This is a genomic window from Mycobacterium sp., assembly GCF_019247635.1.
Lineage (GTDB): Bacteria > Actinomycetota > Actinomycetes > Mycobacteriales > Mycobacteriaceae > Mycobacterium.
This window is the reverse complement of sequence record NZ_JAFBAR010000085.1, coordinates 29,169-48,521: the sequence shown is the minus strand read 5'-3', so window position 1 is coordinate 48,521 and position 19,353 is coordinate 29,169. Positions and strand designations below refer to the sequence as shown.

22 protein-coding genes are annotated in these 19,353 nt (G+C 67.0%); 10 read left to right on the top strand and 12 right to left on the bottom strand.

Going from position 1 to position 19,353, the window contains the following annotated elements; all coding sequences use genetic code 11:
• Positions 1 to 49 precede the first annotated feature (49 nt).
• Genes JO236_RS13235 through glpK form a run of 3 tightly spaced genes read left to right on the top strand, consistent with a single transcriptional unit; the run spans position 50 to position 2,295 of the window.
• Positions 50 to 283 (top strand): antitoxin, encoded by a 234-nt coding sequence (locus tag JO236_RS13235; RefSeq protein WP_293330636.1) that lies wholly within the window; start codon positions 50 to 52, stop codon positions 281 to 283.
• Positions 280 to 717 (top strand): type II toxin-antitoxin system VapC family toxin, encoded by a 438-nt coding sequence (locus JO236_RS13230; protein WP_293330633.1) that lies wholly within the window; start codon positions 280 to 282, stop codon positions 715 to 717. Before JO236_RS13235 ends, JO236_RS13230 begins: the two co-directional genes overlap by 4 nt.
• Positions 718 to 738: 21 nt before the next feature.
• The gene (gene glpK / locus JO236_RS13225; protein WP_293330630.1) at positions 739 to 2,295 is read left to right on the top strand and encodes a glycerol kinase GlpK; all 1,557 of its coding nucleotides are present in this window, start codon (positions 739 to 741) and stop codon (positions 2,293 to 2,295) included.
• Positions 2,296 to 2,400: 105 nt separating this feature from the next.
• On the opposite strand, the gene JO236_RS13220 is transcribed toward glpK, so the two are convergent.
• Positions 2,401 to 3,114 carry a PadR family transcriptional regulator gene (locus JO236_RS13220; RefSeq protein WP_293330627.1) on the bottom strand — a complete coding sequence of 238 codons (714 nt, stop codon included), beginning with the start codon at positions 3,112 to 3,114 and terminating at the stop codon, positions 2,401 to 2,403.
• 246 nt (positions 3,115 to 3,360) lie between these two features.
• Here JO236_RS13220 and JO236_RS13215 point away from each other — a divergent pair, with 246 nt between their 5' ends.
• Positions 3,361 to 3,753 carry a hypothetical protein gene (locus JO236_RS13215; protein WP_293330624.1) on the top strand — a complete coding sequence of 131 codons (393 nt, stop codon included), beginning with the start codon at positions 3,361 to 3,363 and terminating at the stop codon, positions 3,751 to 3,753.
• On the opposite strand, the gene JO236_RS13210 is transcribed toward JO236_RS13215, so the two are convergent.
• Positions 3,754 to 4,686 (bottom strand): RDD family protein, encoded by a 933-nt coding sequence (locus JO236_RS13210; protein ID WP_293330621.1) that lies wholly within the window; start codon positions 4,684 to 4,686, stop codon positions 3,754 to 3,756.
• A gap of 121 nt (positions 4,687 to 4,807) precedes the next feature.
• Here JO236_RS13210 and JO236_RS13205 point away from each other — a divergent pair, with 121 nt between their 5' ends.
• Entirely contained in the window at positions 4,808 to 5,800 is a 993-nt protein-coding gene (locus JO236_RS13205; protein ID WP_293330618.1) for a stage II sporulation protein M, read from the top strand.
• A 25-nt stretch (positions 5,801 to 5,825) separates the two neighbouring features.
• Here the strand turns inward: JO236_RS13205 and JO236_RS13200 are convergent, their stop codons facing one another.
• The 5 genes from JO236_RS13200 to JO236_RS13180 are packed head-to-tail and all read right to left on the bottom strand — an operon-like array spanning position 5,826 to position 11,281.
• On the bottom strand, positions 5,826 to 7,148 hold the full coding sequence (locus JO236_RS13200; protein ID WP_293330614.1) for a DUF58 domain-containing protein: 1,323 nt from the start codon (positions 7,146 to 7,148) through the stop codon (positions 5,826 to 5,828).
• On the bottom strand, positions 7,148 to 8,095 hold the full coding sequence (locus tag JO236_RS13195; RefSeq protein ID WP_293330611.1) for an AAA family ATPase: 948 nt from the start codon (positions 8,093 to 8,095) through the stop codon (positions 7,148 to 7,150). Before JO236_RS13195 ends, JO236_RS13200 begins: the two co-directional genes overlap by 1 nt.
• Positions 8,092 to 9,243 carry a DUF4350 domain-containing protein gene (locus tag JO236_RS13190; RefSeq protein ID WP_293330608.1) on the bottom strand — a complete coding sequence of 384 codons (1,152 nt, stop codon included), beginning with the start codon at positions 9,241 to 9,243 and terminating at the stop codon, positions 8,092 to 8,094. Before JO236_RS13190 ends, JO236_RS13195 begins: the two co-directional genes overlap by 4 nt.
• Complete coding sequence (locus tag JO236_RS13185; protein ID WP_293330605.1) at positions 9,243 to 9,896, bottom strand: DUF4129 domain-containing protein; 654 nt, start codon at positions 9,894 to 9,896, stop codon at positions 9,243 to 9,245. The genes JO236_RS13190 and JO236_RS13185 overlap by 1 nt, the downstream gene beginning before the upstream one ends.
• A gap of 23 nt (positions 9,897 to 9,919) precedes the next feature.
• Entirely contained in the window at positions 9,920 to 11,281 is a 1,362-nt protein-coding gene (locus tag JO236_RS13180; RefSeq protein WP_293330726.1) for a hypothetical protein, read from the bottom strand.
• 86 nt (positions 11,282 to 11,367) lie between these two features.
• Here JO236_RS13180 and JO236_RS13175 point away from each other — a divergent pair, with 86 nt between their 5' ends.
• The 5 genes from JO236_RS13175 to JO236_RS13155 all read left to right on the top strand — a co-directional run bounded on the left by JO236_RS13175 (position 11,368) and on the right by JO236_RS13155 (position 14,615).
• Positions 11,368 to 11,832: a GatB/YqeY domain-containing protein gene (locus JO236_RS13175; protein ID WP_293330602.1), complete on the top strand. Its 465-nt coding sequence runs from the start codon at positions 11,368 to 11,370 to the stop codon at positions 11,830 to 11,832.
• 39 nt (positions 11,833 to 11,871) lie between these two features.
• On the top strand, positions 11,872 to 12,855 hold the full coding sequence (locus JO236_RS13170; RefSeq protein ID WP_293330598.1) for an LLM class F420-dependent oxidoreductase: 984 nt from the start codon (positions 11,872 to 11,874) through the stop codon (positions 12,853 to 12,855).
• Between the two features lie 254 nt (positions 12,856 to 13,109).
• The gene (locus tag JO236_RS13165; RefSeq protein ID WP_293330595.1) at positions 13,110 to 13,673 is read left to right on the top strand and encodes a type 1 glutamine amidotransferase domain-containing protein; all 564 of its coding nucleotides are present in this window, start codon (positions 13,110 to 13,112) and stop codon (positions 13,671 to 13,673) included.
• Between the two features lie 79 nt (positions 13,674 to 13,752).
• Positions 13,753 to 14,433, top strand: a complete 681-nt coding sequence (locus JO236_RS13160; protein ID WP_416362234.1) for a class I SAM-dependent methyltransferase — start codon at positions 13,753 to 13,755, stop codon at positions 14,431 to 14,433.
• Entirely contained in the window at positions 14,430 to 14,615 is a 186-nt protein-coding gene (locus tag JO236_RS13155) for a CDGSH iron-sulfur domain-containing protein (protein WP_293330592.1), read from the top strand. Before JO236_RS13160 ends, JO236_RS13155 begins: the two co-directional genes overlap by 4 nt.
• Here the strand turns inward: JO236_RS13155 and JO236_RS13150 are convergent.
• Genes JO236_RS13150 through JO236_RS13130 form a run of 5 tightly spaced genes read right to left on the bottom strand, consistent with a single transcriptional unit; the run spans position 14,612 to position 19,335 of the window.
• Positions 14,612 to 15,631: an iron-containing redox enzyme family protein gene (locus JO236_RS13150; RefSeq protein WP_293330721.1), complete on the bottom strand. Its 1,020-nt coding sequence runs from the start codon at positions 15,629 to 15,631 to the stop codon at positions 14,612 to 14,614. The genes JO236_RS13155 and JO236_RS13150 overlap by 4 nt on opposite strands.
• Before the next feature lie 37 nt (positions 15,632 to 15,668).
• Entirely contained in the window at positions 15,669 to 17,933 is a 2,265-nt protein-coding gene (locus JO236_RS13145; protein ID WP_293330589.1) for a SpoIIE family protein phosphatase, read from the bottom strand.
• Positions 17,930 to 18,553 (bottom strand): SpoIIE family protein phosphatase, encoded by a 624-nt coding sequence (locus JO236_RS13140; RefSeq protein ID WP_293330586.1) that lies wholly within the window; start codon positions 18,551 to 18,553, stop codon positions 17,930 to 17,932. Before JO236_RS13140 ends, JO236_RS13145 begins: the two co-directional genes overlap by 4 nt.
• Entirely contained in the window at positions 18,546 to 18,956 is a 411-nt protein-coding gene (locus tag JO236_RS13135) for an anti-sigma regulatory factor (RefSeq protein WP_293330583.1), read from the bottom strand. The genes JO236_RS13140 and JO236_RS13135 overlap by 8 nt, the downstream gene beginning before the upstream one ends.
• Complete coding sequence (locus JO236_RS13130; protein ID WP_293330580.1) at positions 18,946 to 19,335, bottom strand: STAS domain-containing protein; 390 nt, start codon at positions 19,333 to 19,335, stop codon at positions 18,946 to 18,948. The genes JO236_RS13135 and JO236_RS13130 overlap by 11 nt, the downstream gene beginning before the upstream one ends.
• Between the last annotated feature and the right edge of the window lie 18 nt (positions 19,336 to 19,353).

Below are 19,353 nucleotides of genomic sequence, written 5' to 3'. Positions count from 1 at the left end.
CGGCCCGACACGAGACGCATCAGATGCTCAGCACGATAGCATCTGATGCATGCGTACCACGATCGACATCGACGACGACATTTTGCGCGCGTTGAAACTGCGTCAGCGTGACGAGGGCAAGACGTTGGGCCGGCTCGTCTCGGAGCTGCTGGCGCAAGCGCTGGCAGCCAAACCCCGCGCGAGAGTGGATGTTCGCTGGGCGACGGCCGACCTGCGGCCTCGCGTCGATCTTGACGATAAGGACGCCGTCTGGGCGGTCCTGGACCGGGAAAACGAGACGTGAGCGAAACCTTCGACGTCAACGTCCTGGTATATGCGACCCACCGGGGCAGTCCGTCTCATGAGATGGCGAAGGCGCTCGTGGAGCAATTCCTGGCCGGACCTGGTCTCGTCTACCTGCTGTGGCCGGTCGCACTTGGCTACCTGCGCATCGTTACCCACCCGGCATTACTGGAGGCGCCGCTGACGCCGCGTGTCGCCACCGACAACATCGAACAGTTGGTCGCCCGGCCGCATGTGCGCCTGGTCGGCGAGGGCGACGGCTTCTGGCGGGTATATCGAGGAGTGGCCGATACCGTCAAGCCCCGGGGCAATCTGGTTCCCGACGCCCATCTTGTGGCCCTCATGCGCCAGCACGGCATCGCCACGATCTGGAGTCACGATCGCGACTTCCGGAAGTTTGAGGGCATCACGGTGCGCGACCCCTTCGTGGGGTGAGGGTCACCCCGATAGGCAATCATGGAGGCCGGCACGCAGTGTCCGACGCTAGGAGCGCAGTTGGCTGACTTCATAGCCGCCATCGACCAGGGCACAACCAGCACCCGCTGCATGATCTTCGATCACGACGGTGCCGAGGTCGCCCGCCACCAACTCGAACACGAGCAGATCCTGCCGCGGGCCGGGTGGGTAGAGCACAACCCGGTGGAGATTTGGGAGCGCACCGCCTCCGTGCTGATGTCCGTGCTGAACGCGACCGACATTACACCGAAAGATATTGCTGCGCTTGGTATTACGAACCAGCGCGAGACGACGCTGGTGTGGAACAAGAAGACCGGCAGGCCGTACCACAACGCGATCGTCTGGCAGGACACCCGCACCGACCGGATCGCCACGGCGCTGGACCGGGACGGCCACGGCGACGTGATCCGGCGCAAGGCGGGCTTGCCGCCGGCCACCTATTTTTCCGGCGGGAAATTGCAGTGGATCCTGGAGAACGTCGACGGGGTGCGCGATGCCGCCGAACGCGGTGATGCCTTGTTCGGCACGCCCGACACCTGGGTGTTGTGGAACCTGACCGGCGGAGCAAGGGGCGGGGTGCACGTCACGGACGTGACCAACGCCAGCCGGACCATGTTGATGAACTTGGAGACCTTGGATTGGGATGACGAGCTGCTCTCGTTCTTCTCCATCCCCCGAGCCATGCTGCCGGCGATCGCGCCGTCGTCACCGCTGCAGCCCTACGGCGTCACCACCGATACCGGACCCGTCGGCGGCGAGGTCCCGATTACCGGAATGCTCGGTGATCAACATGCGGCGATGGTGGGTCAGGTGTGTCTGGCCGTCGGCGAGGCGAAAAACACCTACGGTACAGGCAATTTCCTGCTGCTCAACACCGGTGAGACGATCGTGCGATCGGACAACGGTCTGCTGACCACCGTCTGCTACCAGTTCGGGGATGCCAAACCCGTGTACGCGCTCGAGGGTTCGATCGCGGTGACGGGCTCGGCCGTGCAATGGCTACGCGATCAGCTGGGCATCATCAGCGGTGCCGCGCAGAGCGAGTCCCTGGCGCGCCAAGTCGGCGACAACGGCGGCGTGTATTTCGTGCCGGCGTTTTCGGGGTTGTTCGCCCCGTACTGGCGATCTGATGCGCGCGGCGCGATCGTCGGACTGTCGCGGTTTAACACCAACGCGCACCTGGCCCGTGCGACGCTCGAGGCGATCTGCTACCAGAGCCGCGACGTGGTAGACGCGATGAAAGCGGATTCCGGTGTACGCCTTGAGGTTTTGAAAGTCGATGGTGGTATCACCGGCAACGACTTGTGCATGCAGATTCAGGCCGACGTGCTGGGTGTGGACGTGGTGCGCCCGGTGGTAGCCGAAACCACCGCGTTGGGTGCGGCCTACGCCGCGGGTCTTGCGGTGGGCTTTTGGGACGACCCGTCTGAGCTGCGGGCGAACTGGCAAGAGGACAAGCGCTGGACGCCCAGCTGGGACGACGAGCAACGCGCCGCGGGTTATGCGGGCTGGCGGAAAGCCGTCCAACGCACCCTGGACTGGGTCGACGTCTCCTAGCTCTGGCCCCCGTTAACCGCGAGCGTGCGCGTCTGTACGCCGACACGCCGGTGCGGCAGTACATTTGCGCACGCTCGCGGTTTGAAAAGCCCGCGGCGAAAGGGGTCAGTCCTCGCCGAGGATGCCGTAGACCTCGCGTCGCGCGTTGTTAAGGATCTCGACGATGCGCTGCTGCTGCTCGGAGGTAGCGGTGTGCGCGGACTGCGCGACCGCCCCGAACAGTTGGCCCGCCGCGGCCCGCAAGTTGATCTGGCCCGCGTCGACGCCTTCGGCGATCTGCTCCCACGGTGGGGTCTCGACCTTCTCCGCCGCCGCGCGACCCTCGTCGGTCAGCGCGTAGAGCTTTTTGCTGCCATCGGTTTCACCGGCGGTGACCAGGCCCTCGTCGTCGAGTAGCTGCAGTGTCGGGTACACCGAACCGGGGCTGGGCTTCCATATTCCGTTGCTGCGTTCGGCGATCTGCTGGATCATCTCGTAGCCGTGCATCGGTCGCTCGGCCAGCAGAACCAGAATGGCCGCACGCACGTCACCGCGACGTCCGCGGCCGAAACCGCCACGTCGCCTACCGCCGCGCGGCCCGCCGGGGCCAAAGCCGAAGCCGAAGCCCGGACCGAAACCACCGCCGAAGCCGGGGCCGAAACCGCCGAAACCGGGGCCTCCGTGGTCGGGCGCGTGGTCGCGCAGGTGTTCGCGGAATTCCCGGCGGGCCTGCCGCTTGGCCTCGTGCACGGCACGACGACCGACTGGGCCGGGCCCGAAGCCGGTTCCGAATCCCGGTCGGGCGAAGGGCCCGCCGGGGGGAGTGAATAGGTTGCTCATTTTCTGTATGTCCTTCTGTGTTTCTCGGGGGAGGCGCTAAGGAAGCCTCCCCGGCCTTACGGAATATCACGATATATCGTGAACTAACGCGATGCAACGGTCAATTGATTCCCGTCTGCGGTTTCATCCGTCGGGACCCATAGGTATGCTCGGACGCTGCCGGAGGGGGGACCCGCCGACATGACCGACGCTGAACCCGACTGAAGGCCTGTTTGCATCACGCTGCGGCCGGGTAGGACCTGACTGATGAATCCTGACAACCGCCACCTCACGATCGACGGGGGCCCCGGCAGCGCGACCGAACCCCGGCGGGGCGGCAGCGCTGGTGGCGGGCCCGGGCGGTCCACAATCAACTGGGTGTTGGCGCTGCTGACGGTGCCCGGCGCTGCGATCGTGATGCTTTTTGCGCTTGGCGCCGTGATGAGCACCGATGGGTGTAGCGGCCACCAATGTCCGAACCTCGGTTTCGGGGGAATAGATTTCGGCGTCTTGTTCTATGGCGCGCCCGTGGTGGCGCTGGCGGTGATTGCCGTCTCGTTTTTTACCGCCAAGCGGCCCCGCGGTATCGCCGTTCCGCTGGTCGGCTTGGCGCTCTTGGTAGCCGACGTCGCCATGTTGGCGCTTACCGTCGCGCAGTAGTCACTGCGGAGGCGAGAATCCGCCGCTTTGCTCGCTTGGCTGTGGCCAGGCCTCAGCCTGGGTGGGCGAGGGCTGCGGCCCCGGGACCGGCTGCGGTCCCGGGACCGGCTGCGGCCCCGGGACCGGCCAGGGCGCTGAGGGCCACGGCGCCGACGCCAGGGCGGGCGCGGGGATTCCTCCGACAGGGCCCGTGGTGGGACGCAGTCGCGCCAGTTCGCGGCGGTGTCGTTCGGCGAGCACGGCGGCCAGCACCAGCTGCGGCGGGGCCCCCGGCGGTGGCGGCGGCGCGATGCTGGATAGCACGTCACCGGCGATTCGGTAGGCCATCTGATCACGCAACCTGGGATCGAGTTGTGCTGCCCGGGAGAGGAATTGGCGGGCCACCTCCGCCTGGCCCGGGCTTAGTCCCGACAGTTGCAACGAGGATGCCCACCATGCCAGCGAGGCAGGCATCATCGGCGGGGGTCCCAACCGAGGCCCGCGTTCGCTGACGACCACCGTGCCGGCGAAGACGTCGCCGATCCGCTTGGCCCTCGGTGAGAACATGCTGCAGATCACCGCCGGGCTGCCCATCAGCATCCAGATCTCGACCACCGACGCCAACGCGCGAAACAGCGCCTGGCGGAAACGCTCCGGGCCGCCGTCCTCGGACACCACCCGCAGGCCCAGGGCCATCTTGCCCAGCGAGCGGCCGCGCGTCGCGGTTTCGAATGCCAGCGGATAGCCAACGAGCACCAGGACCGTGAAGATGACGGCGCAGGCCGCGATAAGCGCGTCGTCGAACTCCCGCAGCGCGGTCGCCAACACGACCAGCCCGAGTATGTAGCTGACGAAAATGACCGCGATGTCGATTAGCGCGCTGACGGCGCGCACCGGCAACTGGGCGATCTGCACGTCGAGAACCACGGCGTCGCCGGTCACCACCTCCGACATACCACCGAACGCTACTAGGCACGCCCTCGCGTTCTGGTACTCGCCCGACGGCAGCGCGTTGCGAGAACCGGCGATATTGTCACCGCTACTGCCCGCTCGACCGCTGGGTAGGCTGCGCAACGTGGACGTCGACGCGTTCGTGCTGACCCACCGCGGTACCTGGGACCGGCTCGACCAATTGATCAAAAGGCGTCGGTCACTGACCGGGTCCGAGGTGGACGAACTCGTCGAGCTCTACCAGCGGGTCTCCACCCATCTGTCGATGCTGCGGTCGGCATCGTCGGACTCGCTGCTGATCGGCCGGTTGTCGAGCCTGGTGGCGCGTGCCCGGTCCGCGGTGACTGGCGCGCACGCGCCGTTGAGCAGCACCTTCGTCCGGTTCTGGACCGTGTCATTCCCCGTTGTGGCCTACCGGACCTGGCGGTGGTGGCTGGCGACGGCGGTGCTGTTCTTCGCCGTCGCTGTCATCGTCGGGTCCTGGGTGGCCCTCAACCCGGAGGTACAGGCCGCAGTCGGAACGCCGAGCGAGATCGACCAACTGGTCAACCACGATGTCGCGTCGTACTACAGCGACCACCCGGCCGCGTCGTTCGCCCTTGAGGTTTGGTTGAACAACTCTTGGGTCGCGGCCAAGTGCATCGCGTTCTCCACTCTGCTGGGGCTGCCTGTGCCGATTGTGCTGTTCGACAACGCCGCCAACGTGGGCCTGATCGGTGGCCTGATGTTTCACGCCGGCAAGGGCGGCCTGCTGCTGGGTCTGCTGCTCCCGCACGGGTTGCTGGAGCTGACGGCGGTATTCCTGGCCGGAGCGGCCGGAATGCGGCTGGGCTGGTCGGTGATCGCGCCCGGTGACCGCCCGCGCGGGCAGGTGCTGGCCGAGCAGGGTCGCGCCGTGGTGTCGGTCGCGGTGGGGCTGGTAGGCGTGTTGTTGGTCTCCGGATTGATCGAAGCGCTGGTGACGCCATCGTCGTTGCCGACGTTGGTTCGAGTGAGCATCGGGATCCTCGCCGAGGCGGCGTTCCTAACGTATGTCGTGTACTTCGGCCGACGCGCCGTAACGGCCGGAGAGACAGGGGATATCGAAGACGCGCCAGACGTCGTCCCCACCGGCTGAGTCGGCAGAGCCTGCGCGCGCAAACCTATAGTCGCCCAGCGGCTTTCATCGCCAGGTAGCGGTCGGCCAGCGCGGGCGCAATATCGGTGGGAACTGCGTCGACAACGTCGACCCCGTCGCCACGCAATCGTGAAGCGATCGCGCGCCGGTCATTGCGGGACCGTTCGGCAGCCGCCGCGTCGTACGCCGCGGCCGCATCCGCGCGTCCAACCGCGAGCTGGTCGACCCGCAGGTCGGCGACCGCGGCGACCAGCACATGGTGTCTGGCCGACAACCCCGGAAGCACGGGCAGCAGGCCTTCCTCGAGAGCCGTGGCGTTGAGGTCGGTCAGCAGCACCACGAGCGAGCGCCGACGGGTCCGCCGCAGGATCGCCGCAACCATTGCGCGCCAATCGGATTCAACGAGTGCCGGCTGCAGCGGAGCCATTGCCTCGACTAGTTGGGCCAGCAATTCGGTGCGCGAGGCGCCGAATACGCCGGCCCGGCTCACCCGGTCGTGGGCGAGGAAGTCGACGTGGTCACCGGCCCGGGAGGCCAGGGCCGCCAGCAGTAACGCGGCGTCCATCGACCAGTCCAGCCGCGGCCACCCGGCGGGATCGGCGGCGGTGGGGTCGACGCCGACTCTGCCCGCCGCCATGCGCCCGGTGTCGAGCACGATTACCACCCGACGGTCGCGTTCTGGCCGCCACGTGCGGACCACGACATCGGCCCGACGCGCGGTAGCCCGCCAGTCGATCGAGCGGACGTCGTCTCCCACGACATACTCACGCAGCGAATCGAATTCGGTGCCCTGCCCACGGATCAGCGTCGGTAACAGCCCGTCGATCTCGCGCAGCTTGGCCAGCCGCGACGGTAGATGCTTACGCGACAGGAACGGCGGCAGCACCCGGACCTGGCCGGGCACCGGCTGCGAACTCTGTCGTCCCGCAAGACCCAGCGGCCCGATCGACCTGGCGGTGACCACCGCGGCGCGCTGATCGCCGCGCCGAACCGGGCGCAGCGCACTACCCATCCAGACGCGCTGCCCGGCGGCGATCGCCACGGCGTGGGTGCGCGGCTCGGCGCGCGCGCTCGGCGGCCAGGCGTCGCGAATCTGGCCGCGGAACCGGCGGCGGCCCTCGTTGTGCACCAGCAGGGCGGCATCCACGGGCTGGCCGAGCCGGGCTGAGCCGTCCGGGGAACGGAGGAAGCGCAACCTGCGGGGGCTTGCGGCCAACGCGACGTCGACGGCCACCAGCAGCCCCAACGCCGCCAGCAGACCCGTGAAAGCCTTTGCCGGCCAAGGCGAAACCGCGATCGGCAGGACGCAGATCAGCGCCGCCAATGCAGTGCGCCCGGTCAGGATCACTAGCGGGGCACCGGGACCGAGGCCAGGATGCCCTCCAGCACACCGTCGGGTGTGGCACCTTCCAGCTCGGCTTCCGGTCGCAGCATCACCCGGTGTCGCAGCGTGGGGCGGGCCATGGCCTTGACGTCGTCGGGAGTCACGTAGTTGCGTCCGGAGAGCCACGCCCACGACCGGGCGGTGCCCAGCAGGGCGGTCGCACCACGCGGTGACGCACCCAGTTGCAGGGCGGGGGAGGAGCGGGTGGCACCGACGATGTCGACGATGTAGCCGAGCACCTCATCGGCGACCAGCACCTGTCGCACCGCCTCGCGGCCGGCGGCCAGCTCGGCCGCTCCGGCGACCGGCTTGATCTCGGACAGATCGCGCGGGTCGAAGCCGTGAGCGTGTCGGCCGAGGATGGTGATCTCGGAGTCGCGCGCCGGCAACTGCACGTTCAGTTTGAGCAGGAAACGGTCGAGTTGAGCTTCGGGCAACTGATAGGTGCCCTCGTATTCGATAGGGTTCTGGGTCGCGGCGACGATGAACGGGTCGGGCAGCGGCTTCGGTTCGCCGTCGACGCTGACCTGCCTCTCTTCCATCGACTCGAGCAGTGCGGCCTGTGTCTTGGGTGGGGTGCGGTTGATCTCGTCGGCCAGTAGCAGATTGGTGAACACCGGGCCCCGCCGGAACACGAAAGCCGCGGTGCGCGCGTCGTAGACCAGCGAGCCCGTGACGTCGCCGGGCATCAGGTCCGGCGTGAATTGCACGCGCTTGAACTCCAACTGCAACGCCGCGGCCAGCGCCCGCACCAGCAGCGTCTTCGCCACGCCGGGAACGCCTTCGAGCAGCACGTGGCCGCGACACAGCAGCGCGATCACCAGCCCGCTGATCACCCCATCCTGTCCGACGACGGCCTTGCCGATCTCGGTGCGCAGCGCGAGCAATGCATCACGTGCCGTTTCTGTCACGAGTGTGTGACCTGCCTTTCGATGTCGTCGAGCGCTCGGGCAAGTAGTAACAGGTCGGTGTCAGTGGCCGGTGGCGGGCCGAAAAGGTGGTAGCGGACGAACTCAGCATCCAGTCCGGTGCGTTGAGCCCGATCGGCCAGGGCCGCCGCCACCGCCGGTGCGGAGGCCGCGCTGCCGAGACCGAGCCTCGGCAGCAACCGCTGCAGTGTCGCGGTGCGCAGGGCCTCGGCTGCGCGGTCGCGGGCCCGGCGGGCGCGGTACAGGCGACCGCGACCCTCGACTGTCTCCGAGGCGCGCACCACGACCGGCAACTCCTCGGCCACCAGCGGCCCGACGCGACGGCCCTTCCAGAGCGCCAACAGCAGCACTACCAGCCACAGTTGCCAGACGATCCAGCTCACGTTTTCCGGAATCAAGTCGGAAATCGATGTGGCAGAGGAGGTTTCACCCTCAACGTGGCTGGGGGCAAACCAGATCAGGCGGGGCTTGTCGCCCGCCAGGTTCATCGCTAGCGCGGCGTTGCCGTCCTGCGACAGGCCGCCGTTGGTCATGAAGTCGGCGTCGCCCACCACGGTGACGGTCCGCCCACCGTCGTGAAAGCGAATCAGTACCCCGTCGTAACAGCTGGTCATTACGCGGCCACCGGTGGCCGCATAGCTGTCGCTCGGCCCGAACTGAACTGTGCCGGCCCGATTAGCCTCGCGCAGAGTGCAATTCGGCTGGGTATCCAGATTGCTGGTGCCCTTCAGCCGCAGGCCGGGAGCCAGCGCTTCGCGGGTTCGCGCCGCCGGGTCCACCAACAACAGGTCGCCCGGGGCCGCCGCCAGCCGATCCAACTGCGTGCGGTCGGTCAGATACTGGCTCTGCGCCACGAGGATCTGCGTGTCCGCTCGCGCCGCGTGCTCGACATCACCGACGCCGTGGGCGACGATCACCTCGACGCCGGCGTCGCGCAACAGGGTGACCAACGCGTGCGCGCTGTCGGGGCCGGTCCCCTCCGGGTCCATCCGGTCGCCGGGGCGGGGCGTCGTCAGGTAGGTGGCGATCGCGGCGACGACCGCGAGCACCAACAGTGTGAACACCGGCCACCGCCACGATCGCCAGCGCTGCGCCGGCGAGGGGGTCGCGTATTCGGTCCGCGTTGCCATCAGCGGATCTGTGCCCACGAATCAGCCGCGACGGGTTGACCCGGCCCCGACGGCGTGGCTGGTGATCGCGAGCGGAGGTGATCGTCGAGGTCGACGATCATCCGGTAGGCCTCCGCGGTCCCCGGCTGCTCGCCGTACGTGACGTCGTTAAATGCCGTTGCTGCCCTGGATAACTCGTGGTCCAGGTGGGGGAGCGCGGCGCCGGCGTCGCGGGCCAGCTCGTTGGCGGTGCGGCCGGGCGCGGGATCGAGCACACCGGACTCCTCCAGCTGGCGAGCGACGGCGCGCAGCCGGTGACGGATCGCTGCAGCCCAATCTCCTTCCGCTGCATAGCTTTCAGCGGTCGCGCGATGCTGGGCGGCGGTCAGTTGAGCGGCTTCGAACAATCGGTGATCACCGCGGCGGCTGGTGCGCATGGTGTTGCGCGCGATGCGCACGGCGACCGCCAGCGCGATGCCCAGCAGGATGAGCAGCAGGGTAATGGTGAACCACCCGCCATGGATGGCGGAGGACTTCTCCAACAGCCGATAGAGCAGGTGGTTGAGCCATTCGTTGAATTGGTCCCCCGCAGACGGTTTGGGATAGATCGGTTTGTTGAGTTCGTCTAGGGCCGCCTGGTGGGCGGCATCGCGATCGATGTCGATGGACGGCACGTTCAGTCAGTCCTGCCTGATCCCTAGAAGGGCCGGGTGAGCCAGAGGTTGTCGGTGGACGCCGCCGCGCTGGGGCCGGCGGTGGTGCCCGTCTGCAGCACGAGGTCGAAGGCCTCGGCGCGCATCCGGCGGTCGGTATACAACAGCACCACAACCCCGGCCGTGAAGGGTGCCGTGACGATCTGGCCGATCGCCCCGCCGATGGCCGACAGCGTGGTCCCGGCGAGCAGCATGCCGGTGGAACCGTTGGATCCGGTCGCCATCACCATTATCTGGCCCACGATGCTGAACGGCGCGGCGATCGCGTTGCCGACAAGGCTCGCCACCAGCGCCGTGAGCAGCCGGATGCCAAGGATGCGCCAGAAGCTGTTGCGCACCAGCGCAAAGGATCTGGTGACCGCGTCGAGGACCGGCAACCGCTCCAACACGATGAGCACGGGCGCGAACATCAACTCCGCGTAGAGGTAGACCAGCAGCGCGAATACCGCCAGCATCAGCGGCAGACCCACCAGGACGGCGACCGCTCCGTTGGCGGCGACCGCGACGCCGACCAGAAGCACCACTGCGAGCCCGATTATTGCCACCAGGCCGACGGCTTCCAGCAGCGCCAAGCCGATCAACGCGAGCAGTCGACCACGAATCTTGGCCCACGCTTCGCCAATGGTGATCGGCGACCCGAACACCGCACGCCCCACGATGACCGTGAGCATGCCGCTCAGCAACATGCTGCCCAGCCAGCTGAGCAGGAGGCCGCCGCTCGCGGAGACCAGCCAGGACCCGACTTCGGCCCCGGTCAGCTGATAGGACGAGTCGGACTTGAGTCGGCTGGCGGTCTCGAGCGGCGCAAGCGTGGCCAGCAGGGTGACGACCTGTATGACGACCACCACCAGGGTGGTCAGCCCCAACGTCGCCTTCGGATTGGTCCGGATGTAACCGACAGCTCCGTTGAAGACGTCGCTCAGTGTCAGGGGACGCAGCGGGATGATGCCGGGTTTGAGCTGTCCGAGGGCGAGTCCTGGGGTCATTGGCGGCCCGACCAACGGCCCCACGGCGTAGCCGGGAGGCGCCCCATATCCGGGTGGCGCTCCGTACCCCGGTTGCGCGCCGTAGCCCGGTGGCGCTCCGTACCCCGGTGGCGCGCCGTAGCCCGGTTGCGCGCCGTAGCCCGGTGGCCCTCCGTACCCCGGTGGCGTGCCGTAGCCCGGTTGCGGTCCGTACCCGGGTGGCGCGCCGTATCCCAGCCCGGGATAGTCGACAGGTGCATACGCCGGAGTTCCGTGGCTGGGGTCATCCGGATGGCCAGGCGGCAGCGTGCTCACCGTTTTGAGCCGCCGTCGTCGTTCGTCATGGCCTCCATCCTGTCGACGGTCAGGGCTTTTCTCAATGTGGCTTCAATGTCGCTGCACGTTGGCTTCAGGTTGCATCAGGTCGCGACCGGTTCGTGCCCTGCCCGCGTTGTAGCGTCTCAATCATGGCGGAACTCAAACCCCGGCTCCGGGCCGACCTGACCCAGGCGATGAAGGCGCAGGACAAATTGCGCACCGCGACGCTGCGCATGTTGCTGGCCGCAATCCAGACCGAGGAAGTCTCGGGCAAGCAGGCCAAAGAGCTGACCGACGACGAGGTGATCAAGGTGCTGGCCAGGGAGTCCCGCAAGCGTGCCGAGGCGGCCGAGATCTACACCCAGAACGGCCGCGGTGAGCTCGCCGCCAACGAGCACGCCGAGGCGCGGGTCATCGACGAGTACCTGCCTACCCCGCTCACTGAGGCCGAGTTGGCCGACGTCGCCGAGACCGCCATAGCCCAGGTGGCCGAGGACATCGGGCAACGGCCCGGCATGAAGCAGATGGGGATGGTCATGAAGCTCGCCACGCAGATCGCGGCGGGCAAGGCAGACGGCGCGCGTCTGTCCGCGGCGGTCAAAGAACGCCTGTAGCACAGTTTGCCCCCGGACCGTCCGGGTACCCGTCTGGGCATGACGAATTTCGGCTATACCCTGATGACCGAGCAGTGCGGACCCAAAGACCTTGTCCGGCATGCGGTTTCAGCCGAGGAGCTGGGTTTCGACTTCGAAGTGTGCAGCGATCATTTCTCGCCGTGGCTGACGTCGCAGGGGCACGCTCCCAACGCCTGGGCGGTGCTGGGCGCGGTGGCGCAAGTCACCGACAAAGTGCACCTCTATTCCTACGTGACCTGTCCGACCATGCGGTATCACCCCGCCGTCGTCGCCCAGCAGGCTGCCACCGTGCAGATCATGGCCGACGGGCGTTTCACCCTCGGCTTGGGCAGCGGCGAGAACCTCAACGAACACGTCGTCGGCCAGGGCTGGCCCGCCATCGAGCGCCGGCAGGAAATGCTGCGCGAGGGCATCGAGATCATCCGCGAGCTCTTCGGCGGTCGGCTGGTCAACTGGCGCGGCGAGTACTTTCAGGTCGACTCGGCGCGGTTATGGGACTTACCCGAGGTTCCGGTCGGCATCGCGCTGGCCATGGGTGGGAAAAAGGCGATCGAGAAGTTTGCCAAACTCGCCGACCACCTGGTCGCCGTGCAACCCGATTCCGGGTTGGTGGACGGCTGGCACGGCGCCCGCGAGGCCGCCGGGCTCCCCGGGGGACGTGTAGTCGGCCAGATACCGGTGTGCTGGGACCCCGATCGGGACGCCGCCGTCGAACGCGCCCACGACCAGTTCCGCTGGTTCGCCGGCGGCTGGGCGGTCAATGCCGACCTGCCGACACCGGCGGCTTTTGCTGGTGCGACCCAGTTCGTGCGGCCCGAGGACGTCGCGGAGAGCATCCCCTGCGGGCCGGATCTGGACGCGATCGTCGACGCGGTGCGCCCCTACTGGGAAGCGGGCTTCACCGACATCGCGGTCATCCAGATCGGCGGTGAGTCGCAGGAGCTGTTCTTCAAAGAAGCAGCGGGACCATTGCTGGAGGCACTGCGATCGGCTTCGGGCTGACACGTTTGGTCCACAGCCGCACGGGTATGGGTGAATAACCACGATGGGTCCGATCCGCTGCAGGCCGCATTGAAGTAGCTATGGCAGGCAGCTGTCCGGCGGCGCAAGGAGTTTGGCTTTGAATGACGTTGCAGCGAATGCAACTGTGACCCTTGTCAAGGGCCTTGGCGGTCGCGACCTCTACGCCGCCTGGTGCACGGCCCGCCGGTCTTCGTTTGCGGGCCACGGGATCCTCGGACAACAGGAGTACAGCGATGTCGAATGAACTGGCAGGCAAAAGGATTGCGTTTCTTGCTGCTGACGGCGTGGAAAAGGTGGAATTCGAGCAGCCGCGCGCGGCGTTGCAGGAGGCCGGGGCGCAGACCGAGCTACTGTCCCTGCAGCTCGGCGAGATTCAGGCGCGTGATCACGACCTCGAACCGGCCGGAACCGTTACCGTCGATCGCGCGGTATCGGACGCATCGGTGGCCGAGTACGACGGGTTGGTGCTGCCAGGGGGCACGGTGAACCCGGACAAGCTGCGTCTTGACGAGACTGCCGTCGCTTTCGTGCGTGACTTCGTCAACTCAGGCAAGCCCGTCGCCGCCATCTGTCATGGACCGTGGACGCTGGTGGAGGCCGGTGTGGCAACGGGCCGAAGGCTGACCTCGTATCCGAGCATTCGCACCGACCTCCGTAATGCGGGAGCCCGGGTAGTAGACGAGGAGGTGGTGGTCGACGGCAACCTGATTTCCAGCCGTTCGCCCAAAGACCTTCAGGCGTTCTGTTCGACGATCGTCAGGCAATTCGCCCAAGCGGCGGCGGCCTCACGGCAATAACGTTCGGCTACAACGTGTTTCGGTTCATCCCAGTGACTTCCCGGTGCGGCAGAGCGGTAGCTGCCGAGAAAGGTCAGATGTGACGATCATCTCGCCCGCTCCCGACGATGCCCTGTTCGCCGAGCGGGTGTACCAGCCGCAGTACGACTCACGCCTGCTGGTCCGAACGATGCGCCGCAGTGGGTTGATTCCGCGCCGCAGGGTACTTGACCTTTGCACCGGATCGGGCTTCGTTGCCATCGCCGCCGCCGGCATGGGCTGCGCTAGTGTCACCGCATTCGACAGCTGTCCGCACGCCGTGCGGTATTCGCGCGGAAACGTCGCCGATGTTGGCGCGAATGTCGATGTGCGGCACGGGTCATGGGTCGCGGCGCTCGATTGCGCGCCGTTCGAGGTTGTCGTGGCCAATCCGCCCTATGTGCCCACTCCGCCCGGTTGTGAGAGCGATACTGCCGGTCCTTCGTGGGCATGGAATGCCGGTGTCGATGGGCGTCTGGTGTTGGATCCGCTGTGCGCAGCGGCGGCAACTCTGCTGTGCGACGGCGGTTCCCTGCTGCTGGTACAGTCGACGCTTGCCGGTGTGCAACGCTCGTTAAGCGCGTTGCGTCGCGGCGGTCTAAGCGCTGATGTCGTTGCAAGCCAACGTATTCCATTCGGGCCGGTGTTGTCGGCGCGGGCCGGCTGGCTGGAATGCGTCGGCTTGGTGCAACGCGGATGCCGGACGGAGGAACTCGTCGTGATCAGAGCGGACAAACCATGACCGGCACTCGGGTACGGGTGGTCCCCAAAGGGCCGGTGCTGGTGTCCGGTCCAGTGCACATCGAGATGCCCGACGGGCGGGTGGTCGAATCCGACCGGTTCATGGTGGCCATCTGCACCTGCGGCCGCAGCAAGGAGTATCCGCTGTGCGACACCAGCCACCGCAGGTGCCGGACCGCCTAGTCCGAAGGTTGCCGCAACGATGTCCGGTTCTGCCCCCAGGACGCCATAATGGTGTCGGCCAACCGGTTTTCGACGACGGAGTGTGCACGCATGCCGAATACGATGTCTGGGTCAAGCTGTGGTTCGCGGGCAACCAGATCGCTGACGACGTCGAGCCGCACCACCTGTTCGTGCACCGCGTCGGCCTCGACGTGTTCGCTGTAGAACGCGATGCAGGGGGCCGGCGCCCCCAACCGCTGTAGCGCTTCGACCATGCGGCGCGACCCGGGCGGCGAGCTGATCTCCGTGGCCGCAAAGTGTCCGATCGCGGCGCCCCGCAAGCGGCGGTGCAAACCGAACATCGACATCAGGTTCACCACGGCCAGCGATTCAGCCGGGACGGCATCGAGGTAGCCCAGATACGTCGCGTCCAGCCCGGCGGCGGTGAGTAGATCGGCAAAGAGTTGCTGGTGCACCCGGGAGCCTTGACCGGCGCCGTACTCGTCGAATTCGACCGCCACGAAAGCCGCCTTGGCGCCGCCGATCAGCCGCGGAATCACCCAGGCGTGGGGATCGCCCTCCTTCAAGTGATACACGGATCTGTGCACGAAGTATTCGCACATCTGCTGCCAGCTCCCGGCGTCGCGCAGATAGTAAGATGGCCCGGTGCCGTTAGCGGGTTCGATTGAGATCGAAGCCATTTCGGCCGCGGCGGTGCGGTCGGCTTCGATGGGGCCGACGTCGCGGCGCACACCTGCCAAGAAGACACGCTCCAGCTCGGCGCGCAGCTGCAACAGCATGGGGTTCCATTCCCACATCGGGTCCACCCCGGCAAAACCCCGGTAGTGCAACTCGTAACACATGTGCAGGGCCAATTGCAGATCCAGACCGTAGGGATCTGAATCGCTCACGGATGCGCCGATGCGGCTGAGGTGGTCGTGTGACGCCGGTCCGGCCAACGTGCGGCGGACAGCCGTCGACAGCGGTCCGTGTGCCGCCGGCAGGGCCGGTTCGACTGTTGTCGATGCGCGAGTCACTGAGGTGGCTTTCCCGAAACGCCACTGGGCAAACGGTTCAGTGGCCATCCCTTTCTTCAGCTGACTCGGCCCCCGACAGTCGGAATATGAACCTGACGGTCGTTCCCGAGGCGGTGTTGTCCAGCTCCATCGACTCGCTGAGGGCCCGCATCAGCGGCAGACCTCGCCCACCGTGGCCCGGGTCAGCGGCCGGCGTTTTCCAGGAACCGGAATCGGTGACGCGGGCGTGCAGCTCGCACCCCACAATTTCGATCTCGGTCAGCATCCCGCCGCTGGACTGACCGCGGTACGCGTGGTCGATGCTGTTGGTGCATGCCTCGTTGAGCACGAGCACGACGTCGGTCGAAAGCGTCGCAGGCACTTCGGCCGCCCGCAGCCAGTCGGCGAGCTGATGCCGAACCGGCGCCAATTGCCCTGCGGTGGCAGGGCTTTCGATCCGAAGCGGCGCCGGCTGCTGGCGATAGATCACCATCGCAACGTCGTCGTCATATCCCGCCGCGGGGGCCAGCTCATTCAGCACTGCCTCCGCGACGGCGTCCAGCGGCAACTTCATCGTCTCCAGTAAGACATCGGCGGCACGCGCCAACCCCTCGTCGATCGACTCGTGTCTGCGTTCCACCAAACCGTCGGTGAACACCATCAGCGTCGAGCCGGGCGGCAACGCGTGGCACGCCTGTGGGCGCGGCGCGCCCCGCCGGACCGCCAGCGGCACCGAACTGGCGTCCGTCAACAGTGTCGTGTCAGCCCCGGAATCGGACGCGGGTCCGGCAAGCACCGCGGGCATGTGCCCGGCGTTGCTGTAGTGCAGGTTCCCGGATTTGATGTCCAGAATCGCCAGGAACACCGTCGTGCAGTACGCGTTGGGAATGAACGCCGCCGCCGCGTCGAGTTGTTCGAGCAACACCGCGGGTTGGGCGCCGGTGAGCAGGAGCGCGCGCGCCGAGCTGCGCAGCTGGCCCATGATCGCGGCGGCCGGCAAACCGCGGCCGACGCAGTCACCGACGACGACGCCGATCTGGTCGTCACCGACCGGCAACACGTCATACCAGTCGCCGCCGATCTCGAGCGGCGGGACCGCGGGCTCGTAGCGCACCGCGAAGCCGGGCGGGGGATCCAGTGGCGGCAGCATCGCGCGTTGCAGTGTCAGCGACGTTTCGCGGGCGCTCTCGAATTGACGGACATGCTGGATGGCCAGGCTCAGGTGGCCGATGAGCACCGTGATCAGCAGCCGATCCTCCGCGCTCACGAAACGCGGAACTCGCAACTCCAACCACAACGCGAGGTCACCGGTCCCGGACAGCACCGCGACCATGCCGCGGGCCTTACCCGGAGCATCCGGCCAGTCGACCGTTTTTGCCGTCAACGGCAGCTGATGACGCGCATCCTGAAATGTCTGGCGCAGCAACGGATCGAGTTCGCGCCAGGTCGACACGGTAGGTTCACCCGCCATCTGCACCGTCGGCTCGCCGTCACCCGCCGACCAGATCGCCGCGACCACCCGCTGCACGTCGAGCGCGGTTCGGCATTCGTTGAGCGTGATCGAAAGCACCTCGGTCACGCTCTTGGCCACGCCTACCGCCGTGGCCAGCCGTAGCACCGCGCTCTCCCGGGCCGCGAATGCGCGCTCGGCGGTGATGTCGCGGATCGTTCCGACATAGACGTCCTTTTCGTTTTTGTCCACCTTGCCGTCACCGGATCCGCGCACCGCGTTGATGCTCACCGCGACCCAGGCCAGGTTGCCGTCGCGATGCCGGATCGGGGTCTCGTAGTCGGCGCTGCCTTCGATCCGTACCCGGGCTTGTTGTTCGGCCGCGGTCTTCTTGTCGACCAACCAGGGATGGGGCCACTTGTACGGCAGATCCGCGGCGGGATAGCCGAGGATCTCAGCGAAGGCGGCGTTTATGTCGACCACCGCCCCCTCGGCGTCGGCGACGAAGAACCCCTCTTGTAAGGAATTCACCAGGGCGGTGCGGAATTTGTCGCGATCGGCCAGCCCCTCAGCGCGGGCCCGTTGCTCCGCGTAACGCCTTGTGCCATCCAGAAATCCCCGAGTCGCGACGTCAAGCGGGGCCAGCGTTTGCAACAGGAATTCCAGTGTGCTGGGCGTGTTGTCCGGCAAATCGTCCCGCAGCTCGTCGATGAATCGGACATGATTCTCGACGATGTCGAGCATGCTGACTCGTTCCTGCAGGGCCCTGCGGCCGAGCTCGTGGCCGACAGCCAAGCTGTCTTCGTCGCGCGCGTCGAGATAGCGGCGCAGCGCGGCGACGTAGTGTGCGTGAAAGTCTTCGGTAGTGGTCATGTCGAGATTCCCCGATGGCGCGCGGCGAGCACTGTCGCGTCATCAGTTTCCTTCGCGTGTTTACCCAGGATCCGCTCGGCAATAACCGCCGCTGGGGCAGCGAAATCGATGTGGTCCAAATGGTCGTCGGTGATGCCGTCGCTGGCGATAACGAGCAGGTCACCGGCGCGGATGGACACCGTCCGCGTGGGCATGATTTCCGGTATCCGGTAACCGACGATCCCGCCCACCAGGCCGGCACTGGAGCGGATTTCCAGTCCGCTCGCCGCTTTGGCGACCAGATAAGCGGTGACGTTCCCGACCCCGGTCCACCTGAGCTTGCCGGCGTCAAAGTCGATCCGCGCCAGGGTCATCGCGACGCCTCTGGTGCCTTCCAACGCCCGGTGGCAGAGCTGGACCAAGACGTCGAGCCGTTCCTCGGGGCAGTCCTGGAGCACCCCGACCGCGCGCTGGGCCGCGCTCGCGGCCGCCGGGCCATGCCCGAGACCGTCCAGCACGCCGAACAGAGCGGCGCCGTCGACGCCGACGGCGATCGGCTGGTCACCGGAGGTGCGCTCGCCTGGCCGTGGGCGCCCCGCCGTCGCCCATTCGATGGGCCCGAGTCGACCGTGATCACCCACGGCCCGGCACCCATTTCCACATCTCGATGACCGTTCCCCGGCCCAGTGTGGATTCGACGATCAATCGGTCCATCAGGCGCCGAGCCCCGGGCAGGCCCATACCCAAGCCGCGACCAGTCGAATAGCCGTCCTCCATGGCGCGTTCGATGTCGGCGATGCCGGGACCGTCGTCCTCGGCGAGCACCACCAGCGCATCGCGGCCTTCCCGTTCGGCCACCGTCACCCGGACGGCCCCACGGCCCGCATAGCTGGTGATGTTGCGCGCAACCTCGGAGATCGCGGTGGCGATCATCGTGACGTCGGTCAGCGAGAATCCGAGGTCAAGGGCGAGCTGATGTCCGGCTTTGCGGGCTGCGACGATGTCGTCGGAATTGTTGATGGCGACCACGGCGTCACCCGGCACCGTCGCGCCCGATCGTCGATCTCCCCAGGCCCAGTTGTTTATTCAGTAGGGCTATGCCCTCTTCCAGGTCGAGCGCGGTGTTCATGTCGTCGAACGCCAGTCCGAGTTGGACCATCGCGAAAGCCACCTCGGGCTGCAACCCCACGATCACCGTGGCGGCGCCGCGCAGGCGGGTCATGTGCGCAATGGTGCGCAGCGACCGGGCCGCGAACGAATCCATCACGTCGATGGCGGTGACGTCGACGATGATTCCTTGTGCGCGGAACCGGCTCACCCGCTCCATCAGGTCGTACCGCAGGCGCTCGGTGTCGGAGTCGGTGAGCGCGGCCTGCACCGTGGCAATCAGGATCGCGCCCTGTTTCAGAATCGGTACCGGCATGGCCTGCTCGCGCTAGCT

Coding starts and splice junctions, on each gene's coding strand:
- JO236_RS13235 (WP_293330636.1), top strand. CDS start 50: ATGCGTACCACGATCGACATCGACGACGACATTTTGCGCGCGTTGAAA.
- glpK (WP_293330630.1), top strand. CDS start 739: ATGGAGGCCGGCACGCAGTGTCCGACGCTAGGAGCGCAGTTGGCTGAC.
- JO236_RS13220 (WP_293330627.1), bottom strand. CDS start 3,114: ATGAGCAACCTATTCACTCCCCCCGGCGGGCCCTTCGCCCGACCGGGA.
- JO236_RS13215 (WP_293330624.1), top strand. CDS start 3,361: ATGAATCCTGACAACCGCCACCTCACGATCGACGGGGGCCCCGGCAGC.
- JO236_RS13210 (WP_293330621.1), bottom strand. CDS start 4,686: ATGTCGGAGGTGGTGACCGGCGACGCCGTGGTTCTCGACGTGCAGATC.
- JO236_RS13190 (WP_293330608.1), bottom strand. CDS start 9,243: ATGGCAACGCGGACCGAATACGCGACCCCCTCGCCGGCGCAGCGCTGG.
- JO236_RS13175 (WP_293330602.1), top strand. CDS start 11,368: ATGGCGGAACTCAAACCCCGGCTCCGGGCCGACCTGACCCAGGCGATG.
- JO236_RS13170 (WP_293330598.1), top strand. CDS start 11,872: ATGACGAATTTCGGCTATACCCTGATGACCGAGCAGTGCGGACCCAAA.
- JO236_RS13165 (WP_293330595.1), top strand. CDS start 13,110: ATGTCGAATGAACTGGCAGGCAAAAGGATTGCGTTTCTTGCTGCTGAC.
- JO236_RS13155 (WP_293330592.1), top strand. CDS start 14,430: ATGACCGGCACTCGGGTACGGGTGGTCCCCAAAGGGCCGGTGCTGGTG.
- JO236_RS13145 (WP_293330589.1), bottom strand. CDS start 17,933: ATGACCACTACCGAAGACTTTCACGCACACTACGTCGCCGCGCTGCGC.
- JO236_RS13130 (WP_293330580.1), bottom strand. CDS start 19,335: ATGCCGGTACCGATTCTGAAACAGGGCGCGATCCTGATTGCCACGGTG.